Genomic DNA, 23,972 nt, shown 5'->3' on the forward strand with positions numbered 1-23,972 from the left:
GGGCGCCGGCTGTTTGAAAAAGTGGATGTGATTCGTGGATGCGGTTTGCGGTTCGCGGTTTGCGTATGCGTTTCAATGCCGCTTGTTTTCAGCGGCCAACGGCGTAGCCCTGCATGCCGCGCGGATTGGCCCCCGCGCGCAGCAGCAAGCCGCCGCCCATGCCGGGTTCACGCGTACACGCGCTGATGCGCCCTTCGGACCACGCGGGGCCGACCTTGACGTCGTGGCCCGCCGCGCGCAGCGCTTCGAGGGTGGCCTCGGGCAGACGCGATTCCACCGTTAAGCGGTTCAGCGTTTGCGTGCGCGGCCAGAACGAACCGGGGAAGTGGTCGATGTGCCACGAGGGCGCATCAATGGCTTCCTGCAAATTCATGCCCATGGCATGGCGCAAGAAGAACGCCACCGTCCATTGGTCCTGCTGGTCGCCGCCCGGCGTGCCAAACGCCATATAGGGTTGCCCATCGCGCAACACCAGGCCCGGCGACAGCGTCGTGCAAGGCCGCTTGCCCGGTTGCAGCTGGCCGGGCACGCCATCGTCCAGCCATGTCATCTGCAAACGTGTTGTCAGCGGAAAGCCCAGCCCCGGCACCACCGGGCTGGACGATAGCCAGCCGCCCGACGGGGTCGCGGCCACCATGTTGCCGTCGCGGTCGATAACGTCGATCTGGCAAGTGTCGCCCACGAAGATTTCGCGCGCGGCCCATTCCGCCACGGGCGGCAAGGCCGCGAACGTGGGTTCGCCCACGCCAAAGCGGGTGTCCGAGGCGGCCAGCGTGCGGGCCGCGGCGTCCAGGTCCGGCAGGCGGGGCGGCAGGCCGCCCGGGCTGCCGGGGCGGAGATCGGGCGACGCGTTTGTACCGATCAACGCGGCGCGTTCGCGTGCATAGGCATCGCTTAGCAACGCGGCCAGCGGCACCGGGGTGAAGTCGGGGTCGCCATACCAGGCGGCGCGGTCCGCGAACGCCAGCTTGGCGGCTTCGGCAATGCGGTGCACGAACTGCGGCGACGTCGGGTCCAGTCCTTCCATCCCCAGATGCCTCAGCATCGCCAGCTGCTGCAAATGCACCGGCCCTTGCGACCACACGCCGCACTTGGCCACGGTGTAGCGGCCGTACTGGGTGGTGACGGGTTCGTCGTAGGTGGCGCGCCAATCGGCCAGGTCCGACTTGCGCAGCAGACCCCGGTTGCGCTGGCCCGTGGTGTCGCGCACGGGTTCGTTGGTGTAGTAAGCGTCGATGGCATCGGCCACAAACCCGCGATACCAGCAGTCCAGCGCGGCGTCGATGCGCCCGCGCCGATCGGTGCTGGCGGCGTGCGCCTCGTCCAGGATGCGCGTGTACGTAGCGGCGATGGCCGGCGTGCAAAACAGCGAATCGGGCGCGGGCACGCGGCCGTCGGGCATCCAGACGTCGCGCGAGGTGGTCCATTCATCACGAAACAGCGCCTGCACGGCAAGCACGGCCTGCGACACGCGCGGCACCAGCGGGAAGCCGTTGCGGGCGTAGTCGATGGCGGGACGCAAGACGTCGGCCAATTCCCAAGTGCCATAGTCGCGCAGCAGCGTCAGCCACGCCCCGAATGCCCCGGGCACGGTGGCCGGCAGCAGCCCGATGCCCGGCACCATCTCCACGCCCAGCGCGCGAAACGCGGCCGGCGTGGCCAGGGCAGGCGCGGTCCCTTGGCCGCACAGCGCGCGCATGCGCTGTTCGTTTTCGTTCCAGAGCAGGATGGGCACTTCGCCGCCCGGGCCATTCAGGTGCGGTTCGACGATTTGCAGCGTGAAACCGCCGGCCACGGCCGCGTCGTAGGCGTTGCCGCCGCGTTCCAGCACGCCCATGGCCACCTGCGACGCCAGCCAATGCGTGGACGACACAACACCAAAGGTGCCGCGAATTTCAGGACGGGTGGTGAAGGATGCGCTCATGGGGCGGGTCGGTGACAGGCTGGGGACGACCGCAGTATAGGGTCATGAAATAACTGGAATCATCTTTATGGGCATGATTCAATAACCGTCCGGTTATAGAGACGCACCGAGTACCGCATGAGCTGGGACCCCGCCCGACTGTCCAATCGCCTGAAGCATCGCCATCTGGCCCTGCTGGCCAATATTGCCCGGCATGGGTCATTGACCCGTGTGGCGGCGGCCACCGGCATCAGCCAGCCCGCCGTGACCAAGGCGCTGGCCGAACTTGAAGATATTTTTGGCGGACCGCTGTTCCTGCGCAGCGGTCGCGGCCTGGTGCCCACGCCGTTGGGCAAGCTGGCGCTGGTGCGCGCACGCCACATGCAAAGCGATCTGGACCTATGGGCGCGCGAAGTCCAGGCGCTGCATGCCGGCCATTCCGCGCACCTGAACGTGGGCGTGGTGCCCTACGTGTCCAGCGCCTTGCTGACCGCCGCCATCAGCCGCCTGCATCAGCGTTATGGCGTCACGCTGACCTTGCACCGCGCGACCACGGACCACCTGGTGCCCATGCTGCGCCGACACGAGCTGGATTGCATCATCAGCCGGGCCACGTCCACCGTGGCATTGGACGACCTGATGCACAAGGTGCTGTACCACCAGCGCCCGCGCCTGATCGCGCACAGCAGGCTGGCGCAGCGGCTGGCGCGGCGCAAGCCCGATTGGGCTGCCGTGGCCGCCATGGATTGGGTGCTGCCCGCCGCCAACACCCCCACGCGGCAACTGATCGTTGAACACTTCATCCGCGCCGGATTGCGGCCGCCGTCACCGGTGCTGGAAGCCTATTCCACGGATGTGATCGAAGGCATGTTGACGATGAACGAGACGCTGATATCGGTGGTGCCCGAAGACATCGCGCGCGAGCTTTGCCAGCGCGGAAAGCTGGGCATGCCGCCCTGGGACTTCGGGTGGGAACTGCCGCCCATCAACCTGATCAGACGCAAACGCGATCAGGTCCTGGCGGCCGAGGAACGGTTTTCGGAAATCCTGCTGGACCTGTGCGGCGACGCAGGCGCGCCCATGGGGGCGGGCGCGGCGCCGGCTTAACGGGCTATCGCTTGCCGCACGATACCCAGTAACTCGGCGGCCGCCACGTCCGGGTCGGCATCGTTGCTGACGTGGCGTATCGCGCAGTGCGCCGGCACCGCGTAATCCTGCAATGCGCGCGCCAGCCGTTGGCTGATCTGATCGCCGCTTTCGCGGCCCCGGCCCGCCAGCCGCTGCGCAAGCAGGGCCGGCGCAACCGTCAGCTCTACCGCCGTCAACGCCGGGTAGCGCGCATGCGCGACGGGCAGGTGCGCGCGCGAACCGTTCACGATCACCACCGCGCCACACGCCAGCCAGGTATCGATTTCAATGCCGACGCCGTACTGCAAGCCATGGCTGGCCCAGCGCAGGGCGAAGCAACCCAACGCCGCGCGGCGGTCGAACTCGTCGGGCGTCAATGACAGCGCGTCTTCCGTGGCGCCGCTGTCGCGGGTGATGTAGCGGTGCGCCACCAGCACCGGCTCATGCGCGTGCAATTGGGTGCGCACCCGACGCAGCAGTGTGTCCTTGCCGCTGCCGGACGCACCCATCAGGTAGATCAGCCGCGCCCCGTCGACCGGCGGCGAAACCGGTGCGGGGCCCGTCATGGCGCGGGGGCGCCTTGCAAGGCCTGCACGCCGATGGCGTCCGTTTGCGTGCCGTCGAAATGGTAGTGGCGCGCGGCGACAAAATCCGCGCCCGGTTCCGGCTGCACGAACAGGCTGACGCCGGACACGGGCATGGCCTGCCTGCGCAAGGGCTCGGCAAAGGTGGCTACGCTACGTTGCGCGGCGGCCAGTGCATCGCCTTCCAGCTTGCCGGTCAGCGTGATGTGGAATGTGTACGTATCGAACACATAGGGGTAGCCCCAGCGCGCCAGCATGGCTTGCTGGGCGGGCGTCAACCCGGCGGCCTGGCGCCTTGCCAGTTCGTCGGCGGTGGGTGGCGCGCGCAGGGCGTCAAGGTCACGCACGGCGGCGTCGGCCAGCGCCTGGATGCGGGCGTGCCCGTCGGTATCCGCCTGCGCGATGCGCCAGGCCAGGAAGCCGCGCAGCGTGGCGCATTCCAGCATGACGCCAAAGGGCGCGATGCCGCGCGCAAGCGTGCGAGCCGCGTCGTCCAGCGCCTGCAACGTAGCGCCCGATGCCAGGCGAAAGGGCGGCTTCAGCGTGGCGTGCAGGCCGTAATGGCGCGGCGCCGCCGTCCAGTCGCGGGCGGCGGATGGCATGCCGGCCAAGGGCGGCAGTGCCGCGCCCGTGTCGGCGCAGCGTCCCAGCCAGCGGCTGCCGTAGTCACGCCAGGGGTTGGCGGGCGACAGGTACAGGGCGTAGCGATGTGCACGCGCCATGGTCAGGCCGCCATGCGCTGGCTGTGCTCGTCGCCGAAGACGCGCGTGGCGTAGCGCACTTCGCCGCCGACAATGGCGGCCACCACGCGCGGCAGCCCTGGCAGATGGTCGTCCACCACGATGGCGTCGGCGATCAGGCCCGGCGCCAAGGCGCCCCGGTCTTTCAAGCCGGCGGCGCGCGCCGGATTCATCGACACCAGGTTCCAGGCCTGCGCCAGCGGCAACACGCCGTCCTGCACCAGCCGCATAACGGCGGCCAGCGGGGCAGGGTAGTAGTAATCGGACGTCAGCACGTCGCACAGGCCGGCCTGGATCATCTGGGTGGCGCCCGGCGCGCCCGTGTGGCTGCCGCCGCGCACAACGTTGGGCGCGCCGAAGACCACGGCGTTGCCCAGGTCGCGGGCGACGCACGCGGCTTCGCGGGTCAGCGGAAATTCGGCCACGCCGCAGCCCAGCTGGTGGTAGTAGCGGCGCGTGGCGGCGTCGGGATCATCGTGCGAGGCCACCTTCAGGCCGGCGGCCTGCGCGCACAGCGTCAGGTCGCGCATGGCGTCGGCCACGGAATCGGCCGCCGACATCGCGGCGCGGATGCGTTGCTGGAAGGTGTCCAGATCGCACTGCGCGCGGTCTGCGTACTGCATCAGCTTGCGTTCATCCCCCAGGCGGCGCGCCATGCCGGGCAGGTGGTCGTTCAACGCCAGAAAGCGCACACGACCATCGCGTATCCATTGCTGCGCCAGCTCCACGCCGCCGATGTGGTGCGTTTCAAAACGCAGGTGCACATAATGCCGCGCGCCCATCATGGGCTTCATGCGCTCCAGCGCGTCGAACATGCGTTCGGCATAGGCTTCACCGCGCAGGCCGCCTTCCCAGGACAGGGTCACGCCATGGAATTCGGTGGTGATGCCGTTGGCCAGCAACTGGCGATCAACATCGAACAGCGCGCTGTCATACGGAAAGGTGACACTGGGGCGCGGCATGATCGCGCGTTCGAAGGCGTCGCCGTGCAAGTCCACGATGCCCGGCAGCACCAGCAGGTGGCCCGCGTCGAACCACGGCGCACCGCGCGCGGGGGCGCTTGCGCCGTCGTCGATCAGCCCGCCTTGAAAGCGCAGGCTGGCCTGTTCAACGCCGCGCGGCGTCAGGATGCGTTGGCCTGTGACACCGGCCAGGGGCGAGGGGGCGTGTGAGTTCATTGCGCCAAGTTATCGGTCTAGCGTGACAGCCAGATGTCTAGATGAGTGATGTTGCATTCCCGCGCCGGGTTTTGGTGTCGGGATTGAAATTCAGCTTGGGTTCCAGCGCGGGCGGCGTCGCGCCGGCGCGCGGCACGACGAGCCGGCGGATCAGCTGTCGTCCGCCACCATCAGCTGCACCAGGTCGCCCACAAAGCGGGTGACGCTGTATTGCAACGGCGCGCCGTCCTGGTCCACGTTCAAGGCTTCCACCTGCAAGATGGGCCGCGTTTTCGGCTGGCCCAGCAGGCGGGCGGTTTCCGGCGTGGGCAGCGTGGCGGTAATGCGCGACCACTTGCGCGTGTAGTCGCCGATGCCGTAGTGCGCATACACCTTCGACACCGACCGCAACGCGGTCAGCCGGTCGCCAAAATCTGGAAAGCGCTTTTCGTCGAAGTAGTGTTCAGACGTGCTGATGGTTCGGTTTTCGGCCTTGCCCAAGATCTGCACGCGTAGCAACGGCGCGTTGCGCGCCAGCCCCAGGTGCTTGGCGATATCGGCGACGCGCAGCGTCTGGCTGCCCAGCGCTTCCTGGTGGCCCAGCACGCCCTGGCTACGCAGGTTTTCGGAAAAGCGCGTGCGTTTGCCGATGGCGTAATCAATGGCGTGTTCCTGCACGAACGTGCCGCGGCCCTGTTCGATGCGCACCAGCCCGCTTTGTTCAAGCTCGCCCATGGCGCGGCGGATGGTGTGCCGGTTGACCGAATACTTGGCGGCCAGCTCGGGCTCGGACGGCAGCTGTTCGCCCGCCGTATAGAGCTTGTTGCGGATGTCGTCCGCCAGGGACTCGCCGATTTGCCGCCAGACGGCGATGCCGGAACCTCGTTCGACCATAGGGTGCGCTCTTGCTGTCACGTCAGCTTCATGAAGAATGGGTGGGATTGTGCACCATGCGGCGGCGGCCGGGTAGGCGGTGTGTAGCCCACGCATCGCCGCTGCAACTGTCATCAAAAATTCACGCCAGACTGTTGAACTTCAATTTGCCAGCGATCATACTTCATCCAGTCGTCTAGACGTGTAGAGGAAATTATGGATCACTCACAAGCGGGGCAGAACGCGGCGAACGCCAGGCGCGCTGCCTGGATGCGCGTGTTGTCGCTGGCGGACCCGGCCGCGCTGGAAGGCGCGTTCAGCGCATTGGGTACCGTGCCCGCCCACCAGATGTTGCGGCCCGCACAGACCGGCATGGCGATGGTGCGGGCGCGTAGCGGCGGCACCGGGGCGCGCTTCAACCTGGGCGAAATGACGGTGACACGTTGCGCCGTCACGCTGGCCGACGGCGTGGTCGGCATGGCCTATGTGCAGGGGCGCAGCGTGCGGCACGCCGAGCAGGCCGCCGTGGCCGACGCGCTGCTGCAACTGCCCGAATGGCACGACACGGTCGATGCGCAAGTGGTCCAGCCGCTGGCGCGGGCCCATGCCGACAAGGTCAACGCGCAGGCCCGCGTTGCGGCGCAGACCAAAGTCGAATTCTTCACGATGGTGCGGGGCGAGGACTGACATGCCGACACAGATCATGCAAGCCCAGGCCCTGCCTATCCGCACCGACGCCGCGCCCGCCGCGCCGCGCGGTTTGTTGCCCGGCTTGGCCGACCCCGTCAACGATGCGCAAGCCACCTTCCGCGCCGCGCTGCGCGCGTTGGCGCATCCCGGTCGTACCCAGCTGATCGCCGCGCGCACCGGCGTGCCGGCCGGGCTGTCCGTGGCAATGACGGCGTTGTTGCTGACGTTGGTGGACGGCGACACCCCCCTGTGGCTCCCGCCCGGCGTGGACGAGGACGTTGTGACGTTCCTGCGCTTTCACTGCGGATGCCCCTTCGTGCCGTCGCCGTCGCTGGCCCGCTTTGCCGCCGTGCCGTCCGGCCATGCCGCACCGGCGCTGTCGGCCTGCCATGCCGGTGACCCGGCGTATCCGGACCTGTCCACCACCTTGCTGATCGAAGTCGATGCGCTGGCGGACGATGGTGTCGCGCGCGCTGCGCATGACACCGTCAGCCTCAGCGGCCCCGGTATCCAGACCCGCAACGCGCTGTCCGTGGCGGGTCTGCCCGACGGCTTTTGGCGCGAATGGCGCCTGAACCACCAACGTTTCCCGCTGGGCGTCGACGTGTTCCTGACGCAAGGCGAGCGGATCTGTGGATTGCCGCGCACCACGCGCGTGGAGAACTGACATGTACGTCGCCGTCAAGGGGGGCGAACGCGCCATCCTGAATTCCTATCGCATGCTGGACGACTACCGGCGCGGCAACCGCGAAGTGCCCCAGCTAAGCCTGGATCAGATCCGTGAACAGATGCCGCTGGCGGTGTCGCGGGTGATGGCCGAGGGCTCGCTCTACGATCCGCAACTTGCCGCGTTGGCGCTCAAGCAGGCCGCGGGGGACCAGATCGAAGCCGTGTTCCTGCTGCGCGCCTATCGCACAACGCTCTCGCGCCTGGGCTATACGCAGCCGATCGACACCGGCGCCATGCGCTTGCAGCGTCGCATTTCATCCACGTTCAAGGATGTGCCGGGCGGCCAGATACTGGGGCCCACCTACGACTACACCCAACGCCTGCTGGACTTCACGCTGGCCGCCCAGCGCGAGGCCGACGCGCTGCCGCCGGGCGCCGACGCCCTGGATAGCGCGATGCCGCGCGTGACGGACCTGCTGGCGCAAGATGATCTGATTGACGCCGAGCCCGTGCCCGATGGCGACCCCGAGCCTTTCGACCTGACGCGCCAGCCGATGGAGTTTCCCGCCTCGCGCCCGGCACGCCTGCAAAACCTGGCGCGCGCCGACGAAGGCTTTCTGTTGTCCATGGGATATTCCACGCAGCGTGGCTATGGCAACACCCATCCCTTCGCCGCCGAAATCCGCTACGGCACGCTGGAAGTCGACATGATGGTGGAAGAGCTGGGCTTTGCCGTCACCATCGGCGAAATCGAAATTACCGAATGCCAGATGGTCAGCCAGTTCGCGGCCAATGGGGAAGACGGCCCGACATTCACGCGCGGCTACGGCCTGACGTTCGGCTATGGCGAACGCCGGGCCATGTCGATGGCGTTGGTGGATCGCGCGCTGAAGGCGCAAGAGCTGGGCGAACGCGCCGACTCGCCCGCCAACGATCACGAATTCGTGCTGTATCACAGCGACAACGTCGAGGCGTCCGGCTTTGTGCAGCACTTGAAGCTGCCGCACTACGTGGACTTCCAGGCCAATCTGGAACTGCTGCGCCGGCTGCGCGCCGACCGGCACGCGCCGCAACCCGCATCCCGCGACCTGATGGACGAGGCTGTTTCGCAATGACCCCGAACATGACTGCAACGCAGAACAGAAACGCGGACGCTCCGGCGGACGCCGCAGGCTACGCCACCGCCCAAACCCAAACCCAAACCCAGGCCAATGCCCCGGCCGCCACGGTCCCGCGCGACCCGCATTACAACTTTGCGTACCTGGACGAATCCACCAAGCGCATGCTGCGCCGCGCCTTGCTCAAGGCGGTGTCCATTCCCGGCTACCAAGTGCCGTTCGGCAGCCGCGAAATGCCGCTGCCTTATGGCTGGGGCACGGGCGGCATCCAGGTAACGGCAGCCATCATCGGCGCGGACGACGTGCTCAAGGTCATCGACCAGGGTTCGGACGACACCACCAACGCCATCAACATCCGCCGCTTCTTCGGCCGCGTCACGGGTGTGGCCACCACCACGTCCACGCCCGCCGCCACCATTGTGCAGAGCCGCCATCGCATCCCCGAAACCCCGTTGCGCGAAGGGCAGGTGATGGTGTTCCAGGTGCCCATCCCCGAGCCCCTGCGCTGGCTGGAACCCAGCGAAACCGAAACGCGCACCATGCATGCACTGGCGGAATACGGCGGCATGCACGTCAAGCTGTACGAAGACATCGCGCAGCATGGCCACATCGCCACCACCTACGATTACCCCGTCATCGTGAACGACCGCTACATGATGCGACCGTCGCCCATCCCGAAGTTCGACAACCCCAAGCTGGACGGCAGCCCCGCGCTGATGCTGTTCGGCGCCGGCCGCGAAAAGCGCGTCTACGCCGTGCCGCCCTACACGTCGGTCAAGAGCCTGGACTTTGACGACCACCCGTTCACCGTGGAAACCTGGGACGAATGCTGCGACCTGTGCGGCTCGCGCGACAGCTATCTGGACGAGATCATTCTGGATGACGCGGGCACGCGCCGCTTTGTGTGTTCAGACACCGAATACTGCAACCACCGCCAAACGCAGCAACGCGACAACGAGGCCGCCGCATGAACGCGCATCCACTGCTTTCCGTGCGCAGGCTGACCCGCACCTGGGACGGCGTGCACGGCTGCCGCGACGTCAGTTTTGACCTGTATCCGGGTGAAGTGCTGTGCATCGTGGGGGAATCGGGGTCGGGCAAAAGCACCTTGCTGTCGGCGGTGTCGCACCAGACCTCGCCCGATGCGGGCAGCGTCTGGTACGACACGCGTGACCAGGGTTTCGTCGACCTTGCCAGCCTGCAAGGCGCGCGTCTGCGATTGTTGTCGCGCACCGATTGGGGCTTCGTGCGGCAGAACGCGCGCGACGGGCTGCGCATGCAGGTCAGCGCGGGCGCCAATATCGCCGAGCGGCTGATGGCGGTGGGCGACCGCCACTACGGCGAGCTACGCGCGGTGGCGGGCAACTGGCTGCAAAAGATGGAGATCGACGTGGGCCGGCTGGACGATACGCCGGTGTCGTTTTCCGGCGGCATGCAGCAGCGTCTGCAAATCGCCCGCAACCTGGTAACGCATCCGCGCCTGGTGTTCATGGACGAACCCACGGCGTCGTTGGACGTGTCGGTGCAGGCGCGGCTCCTGGACCTGCTGCGCCAACTGGTCACGGACCTGGGCCTGGCCGCCATTGTCGTCACGCATGACCTGGCGGTGGCGCGGCTGCTGGCGCATCGCACGCTGGTGATGCGCGGCGGCGTCGTGGTTGAAAGCGGGCTGACCGACCAGATTCTTGACGACCCCCAACACCCCTACACCCAGTTGCTGGTGTCTTCCATTTTGCAGAGCTGACCATGCAGGCATCCCTATCCATGATTGAAGTGCGGGGGCTGGTAAAACGGTTCACGCTGCACAACCAGGGCGGCATGCGGCTGCCCGTGCTGGACGCCGTGGACATGACCGCCGCCGCGGGCGATTGCCTGGTGCTGGCGGGCCCGTCGGGCACCGGCAAAAGCACTTTGCTGCGTTGCCTGTACGGCAATTACCTGGCCACCGAAGGCAGCATCCGCGTGCGCGCCCATGATGAATGGGTCGAGCTGGTGGGCGCGCCCGAACAGCGCATTCTGGCGCTGCGGCGCGACGTCATCGGCTATGTCAGCCAGTTCTTGCGCGTCATTCCCCGGGTGTCCGCGCTGGACGTGGTGGCCGAACCGCTGCGCGTGGCCGGCGTGGACGCCGCCGACGCGCGCGAGCAGGCCGGCGCCTTGCTGCAACGCCTGAACGTGCCACCGCGTTTGTGGGGCCTGGCGCCCGCCACGTTCTCCGGCGGCGAGCAGCAGCGCGTCAACATCGCGCGGGGCTTTATCGCCCGCCATCCGATTCTGTTGCTGGACGAGCCCACGGCGTCGCTGGACGCCGACAACCGCCGCGTGGTTATCGCGCTGATCCACGAAGCGCTGGCCGCGGGCCGCTGCCTGCTGGGCATCTTCCACGACGCCGAGGTGCGCGACGCCGTCGCCACCCAAACCCTGGCGCTGCGCCCCGCGCCGGCCGCCACGCTTGCCCTGGAGCCGTCATGCCAAGCTCATACCTGACCCACGCCCGCGTGATCATGTCCGACCGCGTGCTGGAGAACAGCGCGGTGCTGATCGATGATGGCCGCATCGTGGCCATCGAACCGGACGGCGCGCGCGCGGACCGCGTGGTCGACCTGCAAGGCCAGACCTTGATGCCCGGCCTGATCGACCTGCATTGCGATGCCATCGAAAAGGAAGCGGAACCCCGCTCGCGCGTGTTGTTCCCGTTCGATTTCGCGGTGGCGCAGGTGGACCGCCGCAACGCCGCCGCCGGCATCACCACGCCTTTTCACGCGCTGTCGTTCGCCAACAATGAATGGGGCGTGCGCAACAACCAGACTGCCGCGCAGGTGGTGCGGGCTGTGCATGCTTTCCGCCCGCACAGCCTGGTGGACAACCGCGTGCATTGCCGCTACGAAGTCACCGATGAAACCTCGGTGGACGTGCTGCGCGCGTTGATGGACGAAGGCGCGGTGGATCTGTTGTCGGTGATGGATCATTCGCCGGGTCAGGGTCAATTCAAGACGCTGGAATCCTATCTGCAATACATGATGGGCAACCACGCCATGAGTCGCGAGCAGGCCGAAGAGGCGGCCCACGCCAAGACGCGCGCCAAGGACGGCGCGGTGATGCGCGTGCGGACCTTGTTGGCGCACGCGCACGCGCTGGGCATCGCCACCGCCAGCCATGACGATGATTCCGTGCAGCGCATCGCCACCATGCGCAACCTGGGCGTGTCGATGAGCGAATTCCCGATCACCCTGGACACGGCGCGCGCGGCGGTGTCCTGCGGCCTGCCTACCATCCTGGGGGCGCCCAACGTGTTGCGCGGGCAAAGCCAAAGCGGCTCGATGCGCGCCATTGACGCCATCCGCGCGGGCGTGGCCAGCTGCCTGTGTTCGGACTACCAGCCGTCCACCCTGATCGCCGCCGCGTTTGCCGTGGCGGCGCAAACCGACCTGAGCTGGCCACAGGCCATCGCCTTGGTCACGGCCAACCCGGCCGACGCCTGCGGGCTGTCCGACCGGGGCCGCATCGCGGTGGGGCAGCGGGCGGACCTGGTGGCGGTGGCGCAGGTGGGCGCGTTGCCACTGATCAGTCACACCTGGTCGGCCGGCAGGCTGGTATTCTCCACGCACTATCTGCCGACGCGCACGCACGCAACGGCGCTGCCCGAGCCGCAACGCGCGGTGGCATGACCCCCGTTTTTCGGAGTACCGCGATGAATCCTATCGTGATTGCCGTGGCGCTAAGCGCAACGCATGCGTTCAGCAAACCGGTCGTGCCGACGATCATGTTGCTGCGGGGGCTAGGCGTTGAAGGCGACGCGCACCAGGGGGTGACCGTCAAGCATCGGTCCCGCGTGCGGGCCGACCCCACGCAGCCCAACCTGCGCCAGGTGCATCTGATTCAGGCTGAATTGCACGACGAGTTGCAGCTGGCCGGCTTCAATGTGGCCGAAGGCACCATGGGCGAAAACATCACTACGCGCGGTATTGACCTGCTGGCATTGCCACGCGGGACACGCCTGCGTATCGGCCAAGATGCCATCATCGAAATCACCGGCTTGCGCAATCCTTGCGTGCAACTGGACCAATATCAGAAAGGTCTGATGGCCGCCGTGTTGGGCCGCCACCCGGACGGCAGCCTGCAACGGCGCGCCGGCGTGATGGGGATTGTGATCGAGGGCGGGGCGGTCAGCCCGGGCGACGCTATCCGGACCGAGCTTCCCGCACTGCCGCATTTGGCACTGGAACGGGTGTAGCGTCAAAAACATCGCGGGCAGCCACAGACGGGTCGCCGCGCATCTGGTTAAATGGCGAAAGGCGTAACGGCCTGAGGCGCAGCCGATACTTTTTCGGCTCGCTATCCAATTTTCCGGAGCGCGCGATGGCACGATTCAATTTCACCCAAGACCCCGAAGAACCCGATCTGTGGGCGGCCGAAAACGTGCCAGCCGGCGAGGGCCGGCCCCCCATTCACGTCATGATCCAGACGGATGGCGAAGAGCCCGACGGCGGCGCGTCCAAGGTGGTCAAGGGCATCATCGACAATCTTGACGATCACATCCTGGCAGCGGCCGAGTTCCTGCTGGATAACTATTCGTACGAACACTACAAGAAGTTGGGTCTGGAAGACGATCAACTGCTGCAGGAAGAAACCGCCGAAGGCATGGCGGAAAAAGCCGTGCTGCGCGCGTTGTGGCTGTTCGACGAAGACGGGGACGGCTACGAACTGTGGTTCACGCTGCCTTGGGACCCGGTGCACACGTATGACGTCGAATTCGAAGACGGCGCGCCGGTGTCGTGCTCGGTCAACGACTAAGCCGCTGACTGTCCGGCCAGGCACTGAAAGTCCGGCCAAGCCCTGCAAGCCCGGCCAAGCCCTGCAAGTCCGGCCAAGCCCTGCAAGCCCGGCCAAGCACCGCAAGCCCGGCCAAGCATCGCAAGCCCGGCCAAGCACTGAAAGCGGGTGCGCGCCCCGCCGATCCGCCCGCGTGGCGGCGGCGGGGTTTAGCGAACCAGCTCGAATTTTGTCGACAGGCTTTGCCCCAGCGATTCGTCGTAGCGGTAGCGCAGCTTGATCGGCTTGCCCTGGCGAATCTGCCCGGGCGGCGTGTCTTGCAGCGACACGTCCATTTCGCGGTTCACGAATTCTGTACAGTCCGTGTCCGCGCGCGCGCCTTCGGGAAGGTCGGCCGCCTTTACCTTGATACGAAACGTGGTTTCGGACAGCGTCGTGCCGTCGGTGCGGCTTTGCCGCATCTGTAGCGCGGGCGTTATGGCCGTGCCGGCCAGGTCGCAGGAAATGCGGGTCCAGGCGTTTGCGTCAGCGGCGGCAATCAGGGCGATGGCCGCCAGGATGCCGCGCAAGGGTAGGGGTGTCATGGCATTGCGAAGGGCGGGCGCTGCCGCAAGGCGCGCCGCGCCGCAGGTCAAGAACGGGAAGCCTATGTTGCTCCCGCGCTTGCGGCCCGGTCAAGCAGCCGAATCAAGCAGCCGGATCAAGCGGCCGAATCAGGCAGCCGGATCAAGCAGCCGCATCGTCGCGGTCGTCTTCCAGTTTTGCAATGACGGCGGTGGCCAGGCTGTTGCCCACCACATTGGTCGCGGTGCGTCCCATGTCGAAGAACTGGTCGATGCCCATGATCAGCAGCAGGCCCGCTTCCGGCAAATGGAACATCGGCAGGGTGGCGGCCACCACCACCAGCGACGCGCGCGCCACGCCCGCCATGCCTTTGCTGGTCACCATCAGCACCAGCAACAGCGTCAACTGCTGCGCAAAGCTCATCTCAATGTTGTAGGCCTGCGCAATGAACAGTACGGCGAACGACTGATACATCATCGAGCCGTCCAGGTTGAACGAATATCCCAACGGCAGCACAAAGCCAGAGATGCGCTTGGACACGCCAAAGCGTTCCAGCGCTTCGATGGTTTTCGGATAGGCCGATTCGCTGCTGGCCGTGGAAAACGCCAGCAGGGTCGGTTCTTTGATCAGCCCGCCCAGGCGCCGCGTGGACTTGCCCAGGAACAGGTAACCGACGCCAAACAGAATTGCCCACAGCAGCGCCAGGCCCAGATAGAACTCCCCGATCAGCTTGCCGTAGCTGACCAGCACGCCCAGGCCCTCGGTGGTGATGGCGGCGGCCATGGCGGCGAACACGCCCAGCGGCGCAAAGCGCATCACGTAGTCGGTAACGCGGAACATGATCTTGGCCAGCTCGTCGATCATCGTGTAGATCGTGTTGTGGCCCTTGCCGCGTATGAACGACAGCGCGCCGCCAAAGAACAGCGAGAACACAAGGATCTGGAGGATCTCGTTGTTGGCCATCGCTTCGGCGATGCTTTTGGGAAACACGTGCGCGATGAACGCCTTGAGCGTGAAGTCGCCTGTCTTCAGGCCCGACGTGATCCCCGTGTCCGGAATCGCCAGGTTCATGTGCGCACCCGGCTGAAAGATATTGACCAGCAGCAGGCCCAGCAGCAAGGACACGGCGGACGCCGCGATGAACCACACCATGGCGCGCAGACCGATGCGGCCTACAGCGTTCGCATCGCTCATGCTGGCCAGGCCCGACACCAGCGTCGCGAAAACCAGCGGCGCGATGATCATCTTGATCATGCGCAGGAAGATATCGGTGACCAGGCTGAAGTACGACGCGATTTGCGCCGCGTGCTTCGCGTCCTGCGCCGTCTTGTTGCACAGGTAGCCCACCACGACGCCCAGCACCATGGCAATGCCGATGTAACGCGTCAGCTTCTTTGTATTCATGATCAAAACGGAAACAAGGGGTCCGCCGCATAGCGCCCCTGGGGTGGGGGTCGGCCCGCCGGCATGGGGCGGGAAAGGCGGTCCGGTTTTGGGATGCCAAGGCAAATCCCGAGGTACGGGTTTTCCCTTGGGGCGCGATGTTAACGCCCGCCACCTGACAGCGAGTTGTCATGTGGGGGACATATCCGTAACACCTTTGGCGTGACAGAATGGGTCCGCCCGGCCGATCGCATCGGCCATGCGGCGCATCTGAAAAGCCGGCCCCAACGGGGCGATAACAGGAGACAAGGCAATGCCGAAACGCGAACTGTCCGTGCTGGCAACGGGATACACGTACCTGGAAGGGTTGCGATGGCACGACGACCGCTTGTGGGCCTCGGACTTCTATACCGGGCAAGTCATCGCCGTGGATCTAAAGGGCAATATCGAGCTGATCTGCCGCGTGCCCCAGCAGCCCTCGGGCCTGGGCTGGCTGCCCGATGGCCGTTTGCTGATCTCGTCCATGAAAGACCGCAAGGTGCTGCGCCGCGAAGCGGACGCCACGCTAAGCGTGCATGCGGATTTGTCCTCGTTGGCGGGCGGGCCGATCAACGACATGGTGGTGGATGCGCAGGGCCGGGCGTATGTCGGCAACTTCGGTTTCGACCTGATGGCCGGCGAACCCGTCGCGACCACCACGCTGGTGCGCGTGGATACCGACGGGGTTGCGCAGGCGGTGGCGGACGGGCTGTGCTTTCCCAACGGGTCGTTCATCACGCCGGACGGCGGCACGCTGATCGTCAACGAGACCTTCGGCAACCGCATTTCAGAATTCGACATCCTGCCCACCGGCGCCTTGGGCCCGCGCCGCGACTGGGCCAACTTCGGCCCGTTGCCGGACAGCAACGACTTGTCGGTGCTGATCGCCGCGTCGGCCATTGCCCCGGACGGGGGCGCGCTGGATGCGGAAGGAGCCTTGTGGGTGGCCGACGCCATCGGCAAGCGCATCGTGCGGGTGGAGCGGGGCGGCGCCATTCTGGAACAGATCGATACCGGCGAATTCGGCATCTTCGCGGCGGCGCTGGGCGGGCCGGACGGCTGCACGCTGTTCATGGCGGCCGCGCCCGACTTCATCGAAGCCGACCGCCGCGCCAAGCCGGAAGCTCGCATCCTGACGACCCGGGTGGACGTGCCGCACGCCGGCAGGCCCTGACGCGCGGCGGGGGCTGGGCAAGGGCGGGCAACAGCGGGACGGCGTAGACCGGTTCTACGCCGTCCGTCCTCGGCTGAATGGACTGGATACCGGCGGTTGCAAGACCTTTCCTGGAAACCCCCGTAAAATCACCCCATTCAGCAAGACTTCAACCATTTCAATAAACAGTACTTAGGAGGACCACTCATGGCCCTAGTCTCCATGCGCCAGTTGCTCGACCACGCCGCCGAGAACGGCTACGGCATTCCGGCTTTCAACGTCAACAACCTGGAACAAGTCCAGGCCATCATGGAAGCCGCTGCGGAGACCGACAGCCCGGTGATCATGCAAGCCTCGGCCGGCGCGCGCAAGTACGCGGGCGAAGGCTTCCTGAAGCACCTGATCCAGGCCGCGGTTGAGTCCTACCCGCACATCCCCGTCGTGATGCACCAGGATCACGGCCAGTCTCCCAAGATCTGCCAAGGCGCCATCGACCTGGGTTTCTCCAGCGTGATGATGGACGGTTCGCTGAAAGAAGACGGCAAGACCATCGCCGACTACGACTACAACGTCGAAGTGACCAAGAAGGTCGTGGACGTGGCCCACAAGCTGGGCGTGACGGTTGAAGGCGAACTGGGCTGCCTGGGTTCCCTGGAAACCATGGAAGGCGACAAGGAAGACGGCCACGGCGCCGACGGCAAGCTGACCATGGACCAGCTGCTGACCGACCCCGAACAAGCCGCCGACTTCGTCCGCCGCACCCAGCTGGACGCGTTGGCAATTGCCATCGGCACCAGCCACGGCGCCTACAAGTTCACGCGCAAGCCCACGGGCGACATCCTGTCGATTTCCCGCATCAAGGAAATCCACGCCCGCCTGCCGAACACCCACCTGGTGATGCACGGCAGCTCCAGCGTGCCGCAGGAACTGCTGGCTGAAATCCGCGAATTCGGCGGCAACATGAAGGAAACCTACGGCGTGCCCGTCGAGGAAATCCAGGAAGCCATCAAGTACGGCGTGCGCAAGATCAATATCGACACCGATATTCGTCTGGCCATGACCGGCGCGATTCGCCGCTTCTTTGCCGAGAACCCCGAAAAGTTCGACCCGCGCGAATACCTGAAGCCCGCCCGCGCCGCCGCCAAGGCGATCTGTGTGGCTCGCTACACGGAATTCGGCACCGCCGGCAATGCCAGCAAGATCCGCGCGCTGCCGCTGACCGAAATTGCCGCGCAATACGCGTCGGGCAAGCTGTCGCAAGTGGTGCAATAAGCCTGCCACGCCGCCGCCGTCGCGCGGCGGCGCGGTGATGGAAAAGGGGCGGGTCCGCAATGGACCCGCCCCTTTGTTTTGGGCGGACGCGTCAAGCCGCGGTTCAGGCCGGCGGCGAGTTTCGCGGAAAGTGCGGCACGCTGCGGTCGATGTGATGCCAGGACGGCGCCGAGCTGGTCCACAGCGACGCCTTGGCATGAAACGCTTCCGGGTCGTCCAGCGACCCGGCACGCACCACCTCGTATCCCATGCCTTCCGAACCGCCGAACAGCGGCGTGCCACAGGCCGCGCAAAAGCTGCGCATGACGGTATGGCCGGAATCGCCCTTGTAGCGGTGTTCCTTGGCCTGGCCGCGCAGCATCGTCACGGAACCGGCCGGAAAGATCAGCGCATGGGCCGGTGCGCCGCCGCTGGAATATTGGCAGTCGCGGCAGTGGCAGGTGGCGGCGGTGATGGGCTCGTCGGTGACGGCGTAACGGATCGCGCCGCACTGGCAACCGCCAGTCAGGTGTACCTGCGCGTCCGCGGCGGACGGGCGTTTGATGGAAGCATCCTGCATACGGCTTTGTCTCCGGGCGTAAGGTTTGCGCCGTGACGCGGCTGGGGCGGTCGGCGCGAATCGTGAGTCGGGAATCAGAGGCTAACCCGGCCCTTGCCGCCCGGCAAGACGGACATATTTGCAGTAATCTATGCGTCTTGCACAGGCCATGCCGCCTTTTGCGCAAGTTTCGATTTCGTTCTGCTTCCCGCCCTGGCGCTCGCCCGTGGCGGGAATCTTCATTTTTGCCATAGGCCATTCCCGTGACTTCTGCTTTGCATCAATCCAGCATCAAGTCCTTGCCGCTGCTGGGCCGCGGTAAGGTGCGCGATATGTACGCGGTGGGCGACGACAAGTTGCTGATCGTCGCGTCGGATCGTATCTCCGCGTTCGACGTGATTCTTGACGACCCCATTCCCGGCAAGGGACAGGTGCTGACCGAGCTGACCGAATTCTGGTTGCAGAAGCTGGCCCACATCTTGCCGAACCACTCCACCGGCGTGAAGCCCGAAGACGTGGTCGCGCCGGACGAAGTTGACCAGGTGCGCGGACGCGCCGTCGTGGTCAAGCGCCTGAAGCCGATCCTGGTGGAAGCTGTGGCACGCGGCTACCTGATTGGCTCCGGCTGGAAAGACTACCAGGCCACCGGCAGCGTCTGCGGCATCCAATTGCCCGCCGGCCTGCAACAGGCCAGCCAATTGCCCGAACCCATCTTCACGCCCGCCGCCAAGGCCGAATTCGGCATGCACGACGAAAACGTGGACTTTGCGCACGTGGTCAAGGAAGTGGGTCAGGAGATGGCCGAACGCATCCGCGACGTGACCCTCAAGCTGTACGCCGAAGCCGCCCGTTTCGCCGCCACCAAGGGCATCATCATTGCCGACACCAAGTTTGAATTCGGTCTGGACGACAACGGCACGCTGCATTTGATGGACGAAGTGCTGACGCCGGATTCGTCGCGCTTCTGGCCCGCCGACGGCTACCGCGTGGGCATCAGCCCGCCGTCCTTCGACAAGCAGTTTGTGCGCGACTGGCTGGAAACCCAAACGTGGGACAAGACCCCGCCCGCTCCGCGCCTGCCGCAAGAAGTGCTGGAAAAGACGGCCGCCAAGTACCGCGAAGCGCTGGACCGCCTGATTGCCTGATCCCGCGTGGCGCCGCTGACGGCGCCATGACGAAACAAACCCGCCGGTGCACCCGCCCGAGCGGGTTTTTTCATGGCCGGACGCATAAGTGAGCGGCGCGCGCATCCGGGCTTTCGATAACAAATATGTCGGATTGTTACGCTATACTCGCCCGTTGCTTACAGGACGCCCGCCGACAGGAGCCCTTCGCATGATCATGATGTTGCCGTTTCTGACTGGCCTGATCGCCGTGTGGTTTGGCGTGCTGGGCCGGCGCCGTCCGTGCGTGACCTTCTGGCTGCTGACCTTGCTGATCTTCGCGGCCTGGTGCGTGCATCACATGAACAGCCCCCTGGTGCTGTCGTTGTAAGGGCCGGGCGATGATCTTCTCTGGTAATCCGGCGCGAGGCTCGCGTGTCATCAATGGGCTGGCGCTGCTGGGCGTGACCGGCATCCTGGCCATGGCGTTCGCCTGGCAACTCATTTATGACGAACTGCCGTGCCCGCTGTGCCTGCTGCAACGCGTGGCGCTGATTCTGGCCGGCGTGGGGTTCCTGCTGAACCTGCGCCTGGGCCCGTCCCCCATGCATTACGCGATGAGCATCGCGGCGTCGCTGGGCGGTATGGTCGCCTCGGGCCGGCAAGTGCTGCTGCACTTGGCGCCCGGCGATCCCGGCTATGGCTCGCCGTTCCTGGGCATGCACTTCTATACCTGGGCGTTCATTGCGTTTGCCGCCATCATCGTCTTCTGCGTCCTGATGCAGACGGCCGACCGCAAATGGGGCGACACCATGCTGAAAAAGCCCGTGTCGGCGCCGGGCATCCTGGTCATAGCCCTGTTTTTTGTCATGACGCTGGCCAACGTCGGCGGCACCACGCTGGAATGCGGTTTTGGCCCGTGCCCGGACAACCCGGACACCTATCTGTGGCTGCCCAAGGCCACCGCGCCATAGCCTGCCGCGCGCGCCGGGTAAAATACCGGGTTTCGCGGACTGAATCCGCGGTCCATTGACATTCCGCGGGCAGGTTTCCGCGGTCTTACCCTCTTTGACACCGGTTATGACAGCCAAGACTTCCGCAGCGGCCAAGGCCTCGCCCGTGGTGGGCGTGATTATGGGATCTTCCAGCGATTGGGAGGTCATGAAGCACGCGGTCAGCATGCTTGAGGATTTCGGCGTGGCCTATGAGGCGCGCGTGATTTCCGCGCACCGCATGCCGCAGGACATGGCCGAATACGGCGCGGCCGCGCATGGCCGTGGCCTGCGCGGCATCATCGCCGGCGCCGGTGGCGCGGCGCACCTGCCTGGCATGATGGCGGCGCTGACCGAAGTGCCGGTGTTCGGCGTGCCGGTGCCTTCCAAATACCTGCGCGGTGAAGATTCGCTGCTGTCCATCGTGCAGATGCCCAAAGGCGTGCCGGTGGCCACGTTCGCCATCGGCGAAGCGGGCGCCGCCAACGCGGCGCTGCACGTGATTGCCACGCTGGCCGGCACCGATGCGGACCTGCATCAAAAGCTGGTGGCGTTCCGCGCCCGCCAGACGCAAGCCGCGCGCGACATGAAGGTTCCGCCCGAGGCGTCGATCGTATGAGCCAATCCACTTCTTTCATGATCGCTCCCGGTGGCTGGCTGGGCTTGTTGGGCGGTGGTCAATTGGGCCGCATGTTCTGCCATGCGGCGCAAAGCCTGGGCTACAAGGTCGCGGTGCTGGACCCGGCCGACGAATGCCCCGCCGGCATGGTGGCCGACCTGCACATCCAGGCGGCCTATGACGACGAAGCCGGGCTGGCCCGTTTGGCCCAGACCTGTCAGGCCGTCACCACCGAATTCGAAAACGTGCCCGCCGACAGCCTGCGCACGCTGGCCACGCGTTGCCGCGTCAGCCCGGCCGCCGACGCCGTCGCCATCGTGCAGGACCGCATCGCCGAAAAGACCTTCATCGCTTCGCAAGGCATCGCCGTGGCGCCGCACGCCGCCATCCGCACCGAGGCGGACGTGCGCGCCGCGCCCGACGCCTTGTTCCCCGGCATCCTGAAAGTGGCGCGCCTGGGCTACGACGGCAAGGGCCAGGCCCGCATCAGCACACGTGACGAAGCGCTGGCCGCCTTCGCCGAATTCGGCGGCGTGGCCTGCGTGCTGGAAGCGCTGATGCCGTTGGATTACGAAATCTCGGTGGTGCTGGCGCGCGGGTTCGATGGCGCAAGCGTCGTCTTCCCCGTGGCGCGCAACGTGCACCGCGACGGCATCCTGGCGGTGTCGATCGCCGCGCCGGTGCAGTCGGACGCCGCGCATGCCGAACGGCAGGCCCGCGCGACCGAAGCCGCGCAATCCATCGCGCAAGGCCTGGGCTATCACGGCGTGCTGTGCGTGGAATTCTTCGTGCTGAAAGACGGCAGCTTGATCGTCAACGAGATCGCGCCGCGCCCGCACAACAGCGGTCACTACACGATGAACGCCTGCGTCACCAGCCAGTTCGAACAGCAGGCGCGTGCGATGGCCGGCTTGCCGCTGGGCAGCACGGCGCTGTTGGCGCCCGCGGTCATGCTGAATATTCTGGGCGACATCTGGTACGAATCGCCCGCGGCCACGCAGCAGCGGGAACCCGATTGGGCAGCGGCCTTGGCGGTGCCCACGGCCAAGCTGCATTTGTACGGCAAGCGCGATGCTAGGCGCGCCCGCAAGATGGGGCACATCACCATCGTGGCGCCCACGCTGGAGCAGGCCCGCAGCGATGCCGCCAGCGTAGCTGCCGCGCTGGGCATGCAGGCGCCCGAGTAACGCCCGAGTCATCCCCGAGTCACGCCCGAGTCATCCCCGAGTCACGCCCGAATAACGCCGAGTCACCCCGAGCCACCCGCGACGATCCCGATGTCCTCCTTGTCCCCGCCCGACTCCGCCAGCGACGCGGAAATTGCCCACGCCGCGCAACGCCTGCTGGACGGTGAGCTGGTCGCCTTTCCGACCGAGACCGTCTATGGCCTGGGCGCGGATGCGCAAAGCCCGCAGGCGGTGGCCAAGATCTACGCAGCCAAGGGCCGGCCGTCGAACCACCCCGTTATCGTGCACATTGCGCCCACGGGCGACGTGGGCTATTGGGCGGCAAACGTGCCGCCCGAGGCGCGCCTGTTGATCGACGCGTTCTGGCCCGGCCCGTTGACGCTGATCCTAAAGCGCGCGCCGCATATCGCCGACACGGTCAGCGGTGGGCAGGACAGTATCGGCATCCGCTGCCCGTCGCATCCCGTGGCGCAGGCGCTGCTGGCGGCGTTCGCGGCGGGCAAGCCGAACGGGCAGGGCGGCGTGGCGGCGCCATCGGCTAACAAGTTCGGGCAGGTATCGCCCACGCGCGCCGACCATGTGCGCGCCGAATTTCCTGATGAAGTCGCGGCCGGCATGCCGGTGCTGGAAGGCGGCGCATCCGAAGTGGGCATCGAATCCACCATTCTTGATTTGTCGCGCCTGGATCGTGGCGCGGGCCCCGTGCTGCTGCGCCCGGGCCATATCAGCGCCGCGCAGATCGAAGCCGTGCTGGGCGTGCAGGTGTTTGCACCGGATGCCGCCGCGCCGCGCGCCTCGGGCACGCTGAAGGCCCACTACGCGCCGCGCACCCCGCTTGAGCTGGCATCCGACGGCCGCCTGCGCGACGTGGCGCAAGGCCGCAACCTGCCGCCCGGCAAGGTCGTGGTGGTGGCGTATGGCGATCAGCCCGATACGCTGGATGCGCGCCTGCAATGGCACCCCGTGCCGGCGGACCCGGCGCGTTATGCGCAGGCGCTGTATGGCTTGTTGCGGGATTTGGACAAGCAGGGCTATGCGCGCATCATCGTGCAGGCGCCGCCTGCCACCGACGCCTGGCACGCCGTCAACGATCGCATCGGCCGCGCGGCCGCGGCGTTCACGCTGGATACCACCGACCTGGCTTCGTAGGGGCAGGCGCGCTTCAAAGAACGGGCTCGAACAGAAGGGCAGGAACAGAAGGGCTGGAACAGAAGGGCTGGAACAGAAGGGCAGGAACAGAAGGGCAGGAACAGAAGGGCTCGAACAGAAGGGCTCGAACAGAAGGGCAGGAACAGAAGGGCAGGAACAGAAGGGCAGGAACAGAAGGGCAGGAACAGAAGGGCAGGAACAGAAGGGCAGGAACAGAAGGGCAGGAACAGAAGGGCTCGAACAGAAGGGCTGGAACAGAAGGGCAGGAACAGAAGGGCTGGAACAGAAGGGCAGGAACAGAAGGGCTCGAACCGGTCGGGTTCGATCGGGCCTGTCCT

26 protein-coding genes are annotated in these 23,972 nt (G+C 66.2%); 18 read left to right on the forward strand and 8 right to left on the reverse strand.

Going from position 1 to position 23,972, the window contains the following annotated elements:
* Positions 1-88: 88 nt before the first annotated feature.
* Positions 89-1,924: a gamma-glutamyltransferase family protein gene (locus V6F88_RS25655; protein WP_332613124.1), complete on the reverse strand. Its 1,836-nt coding sequence runs from the start codon at positions 1,922-1,924 to the stop codon at positions 89-91.
* Positions 1,925-2,041: 117 nt separating this feature from the next.
* Here V6F88_RS25655 and V6F88_RS25660 point away from each other — a divergent pair, with 117 nt between their 5' ends.
* Entirely contained in the window at positions 2,042-3,010 is a 969-nt protein-coding gene (locus V6F88_RS25660; RefSeq protein ID WP_332613125.1) for a LysR family transcriptional regulator, read from the forward strand.
* On the opposite strand, the gene phnN is transcribed toward V6F88_RS25660, so the two are convergent.
* The 4 genes from phnN to phnF form a co-directional block, all read right to left on the reverse strand.
* Positions 3,007-3,597, reverse strand: coding sequence for a phosphonate metabolism protein/1,5-bisphosphokinase (PRPP-forming) PhnN (phnN, locus tag V6F88_RS25665; protein ID WP_332613126.1), 591 nt, complete (start codon positions 3,595-3,597; stop codon positions 3,007-3,009). The two genes, V6F88_RS25660 and phnN, sit on opposite strands and share 4 nt — an antisense overlap.
* A complete protein-coding gene (locus tag V6F88_RS25670) occupies positions 3,594-4,337 on the reverse strand; it encodes a DUF1045 domain-containing protein (protein ID WP_332613127.1) in 744 nt (247 codons plus the stop codon). The genes phnN and V6F88_RS25670 overlap by 4 nt, the downstream gene beginning before the upstream one ends.
* A 2-nt stretch (positions 4,338-4,339) precedes the next feature.
* Positions 4,340-5,533, reverse strand: coding sequence for an alpha-D-ribose 1-methylphosphonate 5-triphosphate diphosphatase (locus tag V6F88_RS25675; RefSeq protein ID WP_332613128.1), 1,194 nt, complete (start codon positions 5,531-5,533; stop codon positions 4,340-4,342).
* 150 nt (positions 5,534-5,683) lie between these two features.
* On the reverse strand, positions 5,684-6,406 hold the full coding sequence (gene phnF / locus V6F88_RS25680; protein WP_332613129.1) for a phosphonate metabolism transcriptional regulator PhnF: 723 nt from the start codon (positions 6,404-6,406) through the stop codon (positions 5,684-5,686).
* Between the two features lie 195 nt (positions 6,407-6,601).
* Between phnF and phnG the strand changes: the two genes are divergently transcribed.
* From phnG to V6F88_RS25725, 9 genes are all read left to right on the forward strand, one after another.
* Positions 6,602-7,072 carry a phosphonate C-P lyase system protein PhnG gene (gene phnG, locus V6F88_RS25685; RefSeq protein WP_332613130.1) on the forward strand — a complete coding sequence of 157 codons (471 nt, stop codon included), beginning with the start codon at positions 6,602-6,604 and terminating at the stop codon, positions 7,070-7,072.
* Position 7,073: 1 nt separating this feature from the next.
* Entirely contained in the window at positions 7,074-7,742 is a 669-nt protein-coding gene (gene phnH / locus V6F88_RS25690; RefSeq protein WP_332613131.1) for a phosphonate C-P lyase system protein PhnH, read from the forward strand.
* A 1-nt stretch (position 7,743) separates the two neighbouring features.
* Positions 7,744-8,859, forward strand: coding sequence for a carbon-phosphorus lyase complex subunit PhnI (locus V6F88_RS25695; protein ID WP_332613132.1), 1,116 nt, complete (start codon positions 7,744-7,746; stop codon positions 8,857-8,859).
* Between the two features lie 8 nt (positions 8,860-8,867).
* Entirely contained in the window at positions 8,868-9,833 is a 966-nt protein-coding gene (locus V6F88_RS25700) for an alpha-D-ribose 1-methylphosphonate 5-phosphate C-P-lyase PhnJ (protein WP_332613133.1), read from the forward strand.
* Positions 9,830-10,606 carry a phosphonate C-P lyase system protein PhnK gene (gene phnK, locus V6F88_RS25705; protein ID WP_332613134.1) on the forward strand — a complete coding sequence of 259 codons (777 nt, stop codon included), beginning with the start codon at positions 9,830-9,832 and terminating at the stop codon, positions 10,604-10,606. Before V6F88_RS25700 ends, phnK begins: the two co-directional genes overlap by 4 nt.
* Before the next feature lie 2 nt (positions 10,607-10,608).
* Entirely contained in the window at positions 10,609-11,349 is a 741-nt protein-coding gene (gene phnL / locus V6F88_RS25710) for a phosphonate C-P lyase system protein PhnL (protein WP_332613136.1), read from the forward strand.
* Positions 11,331-12,530, forward strand: coding sequence for an alpha-D-ribose 1-methylphosphonate 5-triphosphate diphosphatase (locus tag V6F88_RS25715; protein ID WP_332613138.1), 1,200 nt, complete (start codon positions 11,331-11,333; stop codon positions 12,528-12,530). The genes phnL and V6F88_RS25715 overlap by 19 nt, the downstream gene beginning before the upstream one ends.
* Before the next feature lie 23 nt (positions 12,531-12,553).
* On the forward strand, positions 12,554-13,096 hold the full coding sequence (locus V6F88_RS25720) for an MOSC domain-containing protein (protein ID WP_332613139.1): 543 nt from the start codon (positions 12,554-12,556) through the stop codon (positions 13,094-13,096).
* Between the two features lie 125 nt (positions 13,097-13,221).
* On the forward strand, positions 13,222-13,656 hold the full coding sequence (locus tag V6F88_RS25725) for a hypothetical protein (RefSeq protein ID WP_332613140.1): 435 nt from the start codon (positions 13,222-13,224) through the stop codon (positions 13,654-13,656).
* Between the two features lie 188 nt (positions 13,657-13,844).
* On the opposite strand, the gene V6F88_RS25730 is transcribed toward V6F88_RS25725, so the two are convergent.
* Positions 13,845-14,219, reverse strand: a complete 375-nt coding sequence (locus tag V6F88_RS25730; protein ID WP_332613141.1) for a hypothetical protein — start codon at positions 14,217-14,219, stop codon at positions 13,845-13,847.
* A gap of 142 nt (positions 14,220-14,361) precedes the next feature.
* A complete protein-coding gene (locus V6F88_RS25735) occupies positions 14,362-15,603 on the reverse strand; it encodes a dicarboxylate/amino acid:cation symporter (protein WP_332613142.1) in 1,242 nt (413 codons plus the stop codon).
* 292 nt (positions 15,604-15,895) lie between these two features.
* Between V6F88_RS25735 and V6F88_RS25740 the strand changes: the two genes are divergently transcribed.
* On the forward strand, positions 15,896-16,795 hold the full coding sequence (locus V6F88_RS25740; protein WP_332613143.1) for an SMP-30/gluconolactonase/LRE family protein: 900 nt from the start codon (positions 15,896-15,898) through the stop codon (positions 16,793-16,795).
* A gap of 186 nt (positions 16,796-16,981) precedes the next feature.
* On the forward strand, positions 16,982-18,046 hold the full coding sequence (fba, locus tag V6F88_RS25745; RefSeq protein WP_332613144.1) for a class II fructose-bisphosphate aldolase: 1,065 nt from the start codon (positions 16,982-16,984) through the stop codon (positions 18,044-18,046).
* Positions 18,047-18,149: 103 nt separating this feature from the next.
* On the opposite strand, the gene V6F88_RS25750 is transcribed toward fba, so the two are convergent.
* Positions 18,150-18,605: a GFA family protein gene (locus tag V6F88_RS25750; protein ID WP_332613145.1), complete on the reverse strand. Its 456-nt coding sequence runs from the start codon at positions 18,603-18,605 to the stop codon at positions 18,150-18,152.
* A 242-nt stretch (positions 18,606-18,847) separates the two neighbouring features.
* Between V6F88_RS25750 and V6F88_RS25755 the strand changes: the two genes are divergently transcribed.
* The 6 genes from V6F88_RS25755 to V6F88_RS25780 all read left to right on the forward strand — a co-directional run bounded on the left by V6F88_RS25755 (position 18,848) and on the right by V6F88_RS25780 (position 23,634).
* Entirely contained in the window at positions 18,848-19,729 is an 882-nt protein-coding gene (locus V6F88_RS25755; RefSeq protein ID WP_046804414.1) for a phosphoribosylaminoimidazolesuccinocarboxamide synthase, read from the forward strand.
* Between the two features lie 190 nt (positions 19,730-19,919).
* Complete coding sequence (locus V6F88_RS25760) at positions 19,920-20,078, forward strand: DUF5993 family protein (protein ID WP_332613147.1); 159 nt, start codon at positions 19,920-19,922, stop codon at positions 20,076-20,078.
* 10 nt (positions 20,079-20,088) lie between these two features.
* Positions 20,089-20,661, forward strand: coding sequence for a disulfide bond formation protein B (locus tag V6F88_RS25765; RefSeq protein WP_332613149.1), 573 nt, complete (start codon positions 20,089-20,091; stop codon positions 20,659-20,661).
* A gap of 106 nt (positions 20,662-20,767) precedes the next feature.
* Complete coding sequence (gene purE / locus V6F88_RS25770; RefSeq protein ID WP_046804417.1) at positions 20,768-21,298, forward strand: 5-(carboxyamino)imidazole ribonucleotide mutase; 531 nt, start codon at positions 20,768-20,770, stop codon at positions 21,296-21,298.
* Positions 21,295-22,485 (forward strand): 5-(carboxyamino)imidazole ribonucleotide synthase, encoded by a 1,191-nt coding sequence (locus V6F88_RS25775; protein WP_332613153.1) that lies wholly within the window; start codon positions 21,295-21,297, stop codon positions 22,483-22,485. The genes purE and V6F88_RS25775 overlap by 4 nt, the downstream gene beginning before the upstream one ends.
* A gap of 90 nt (positions 22,486-22,575) precedes the next feature.
* Entirely contained in the window at positions 22,576-23,634 is a 1,059-nt protein-coding gene (locus V6F88_RS25780; protein WP_332613155.1) for an L-threonylcarbamoyladenylate synthase, read from the forward strand.
* The last annotated feature ends 338 nt before the right edge of the window (positions 23,635-23,972 follow it).

The organism is Achromobacter sp. ESBL13 (assembly GCF_036668755.1).
Lineage (GTDB): Bacteria > Pseudomonadota > Gammaproteobacteria > Burkholderiales > Burkholderiaceae_B > Achromobacter.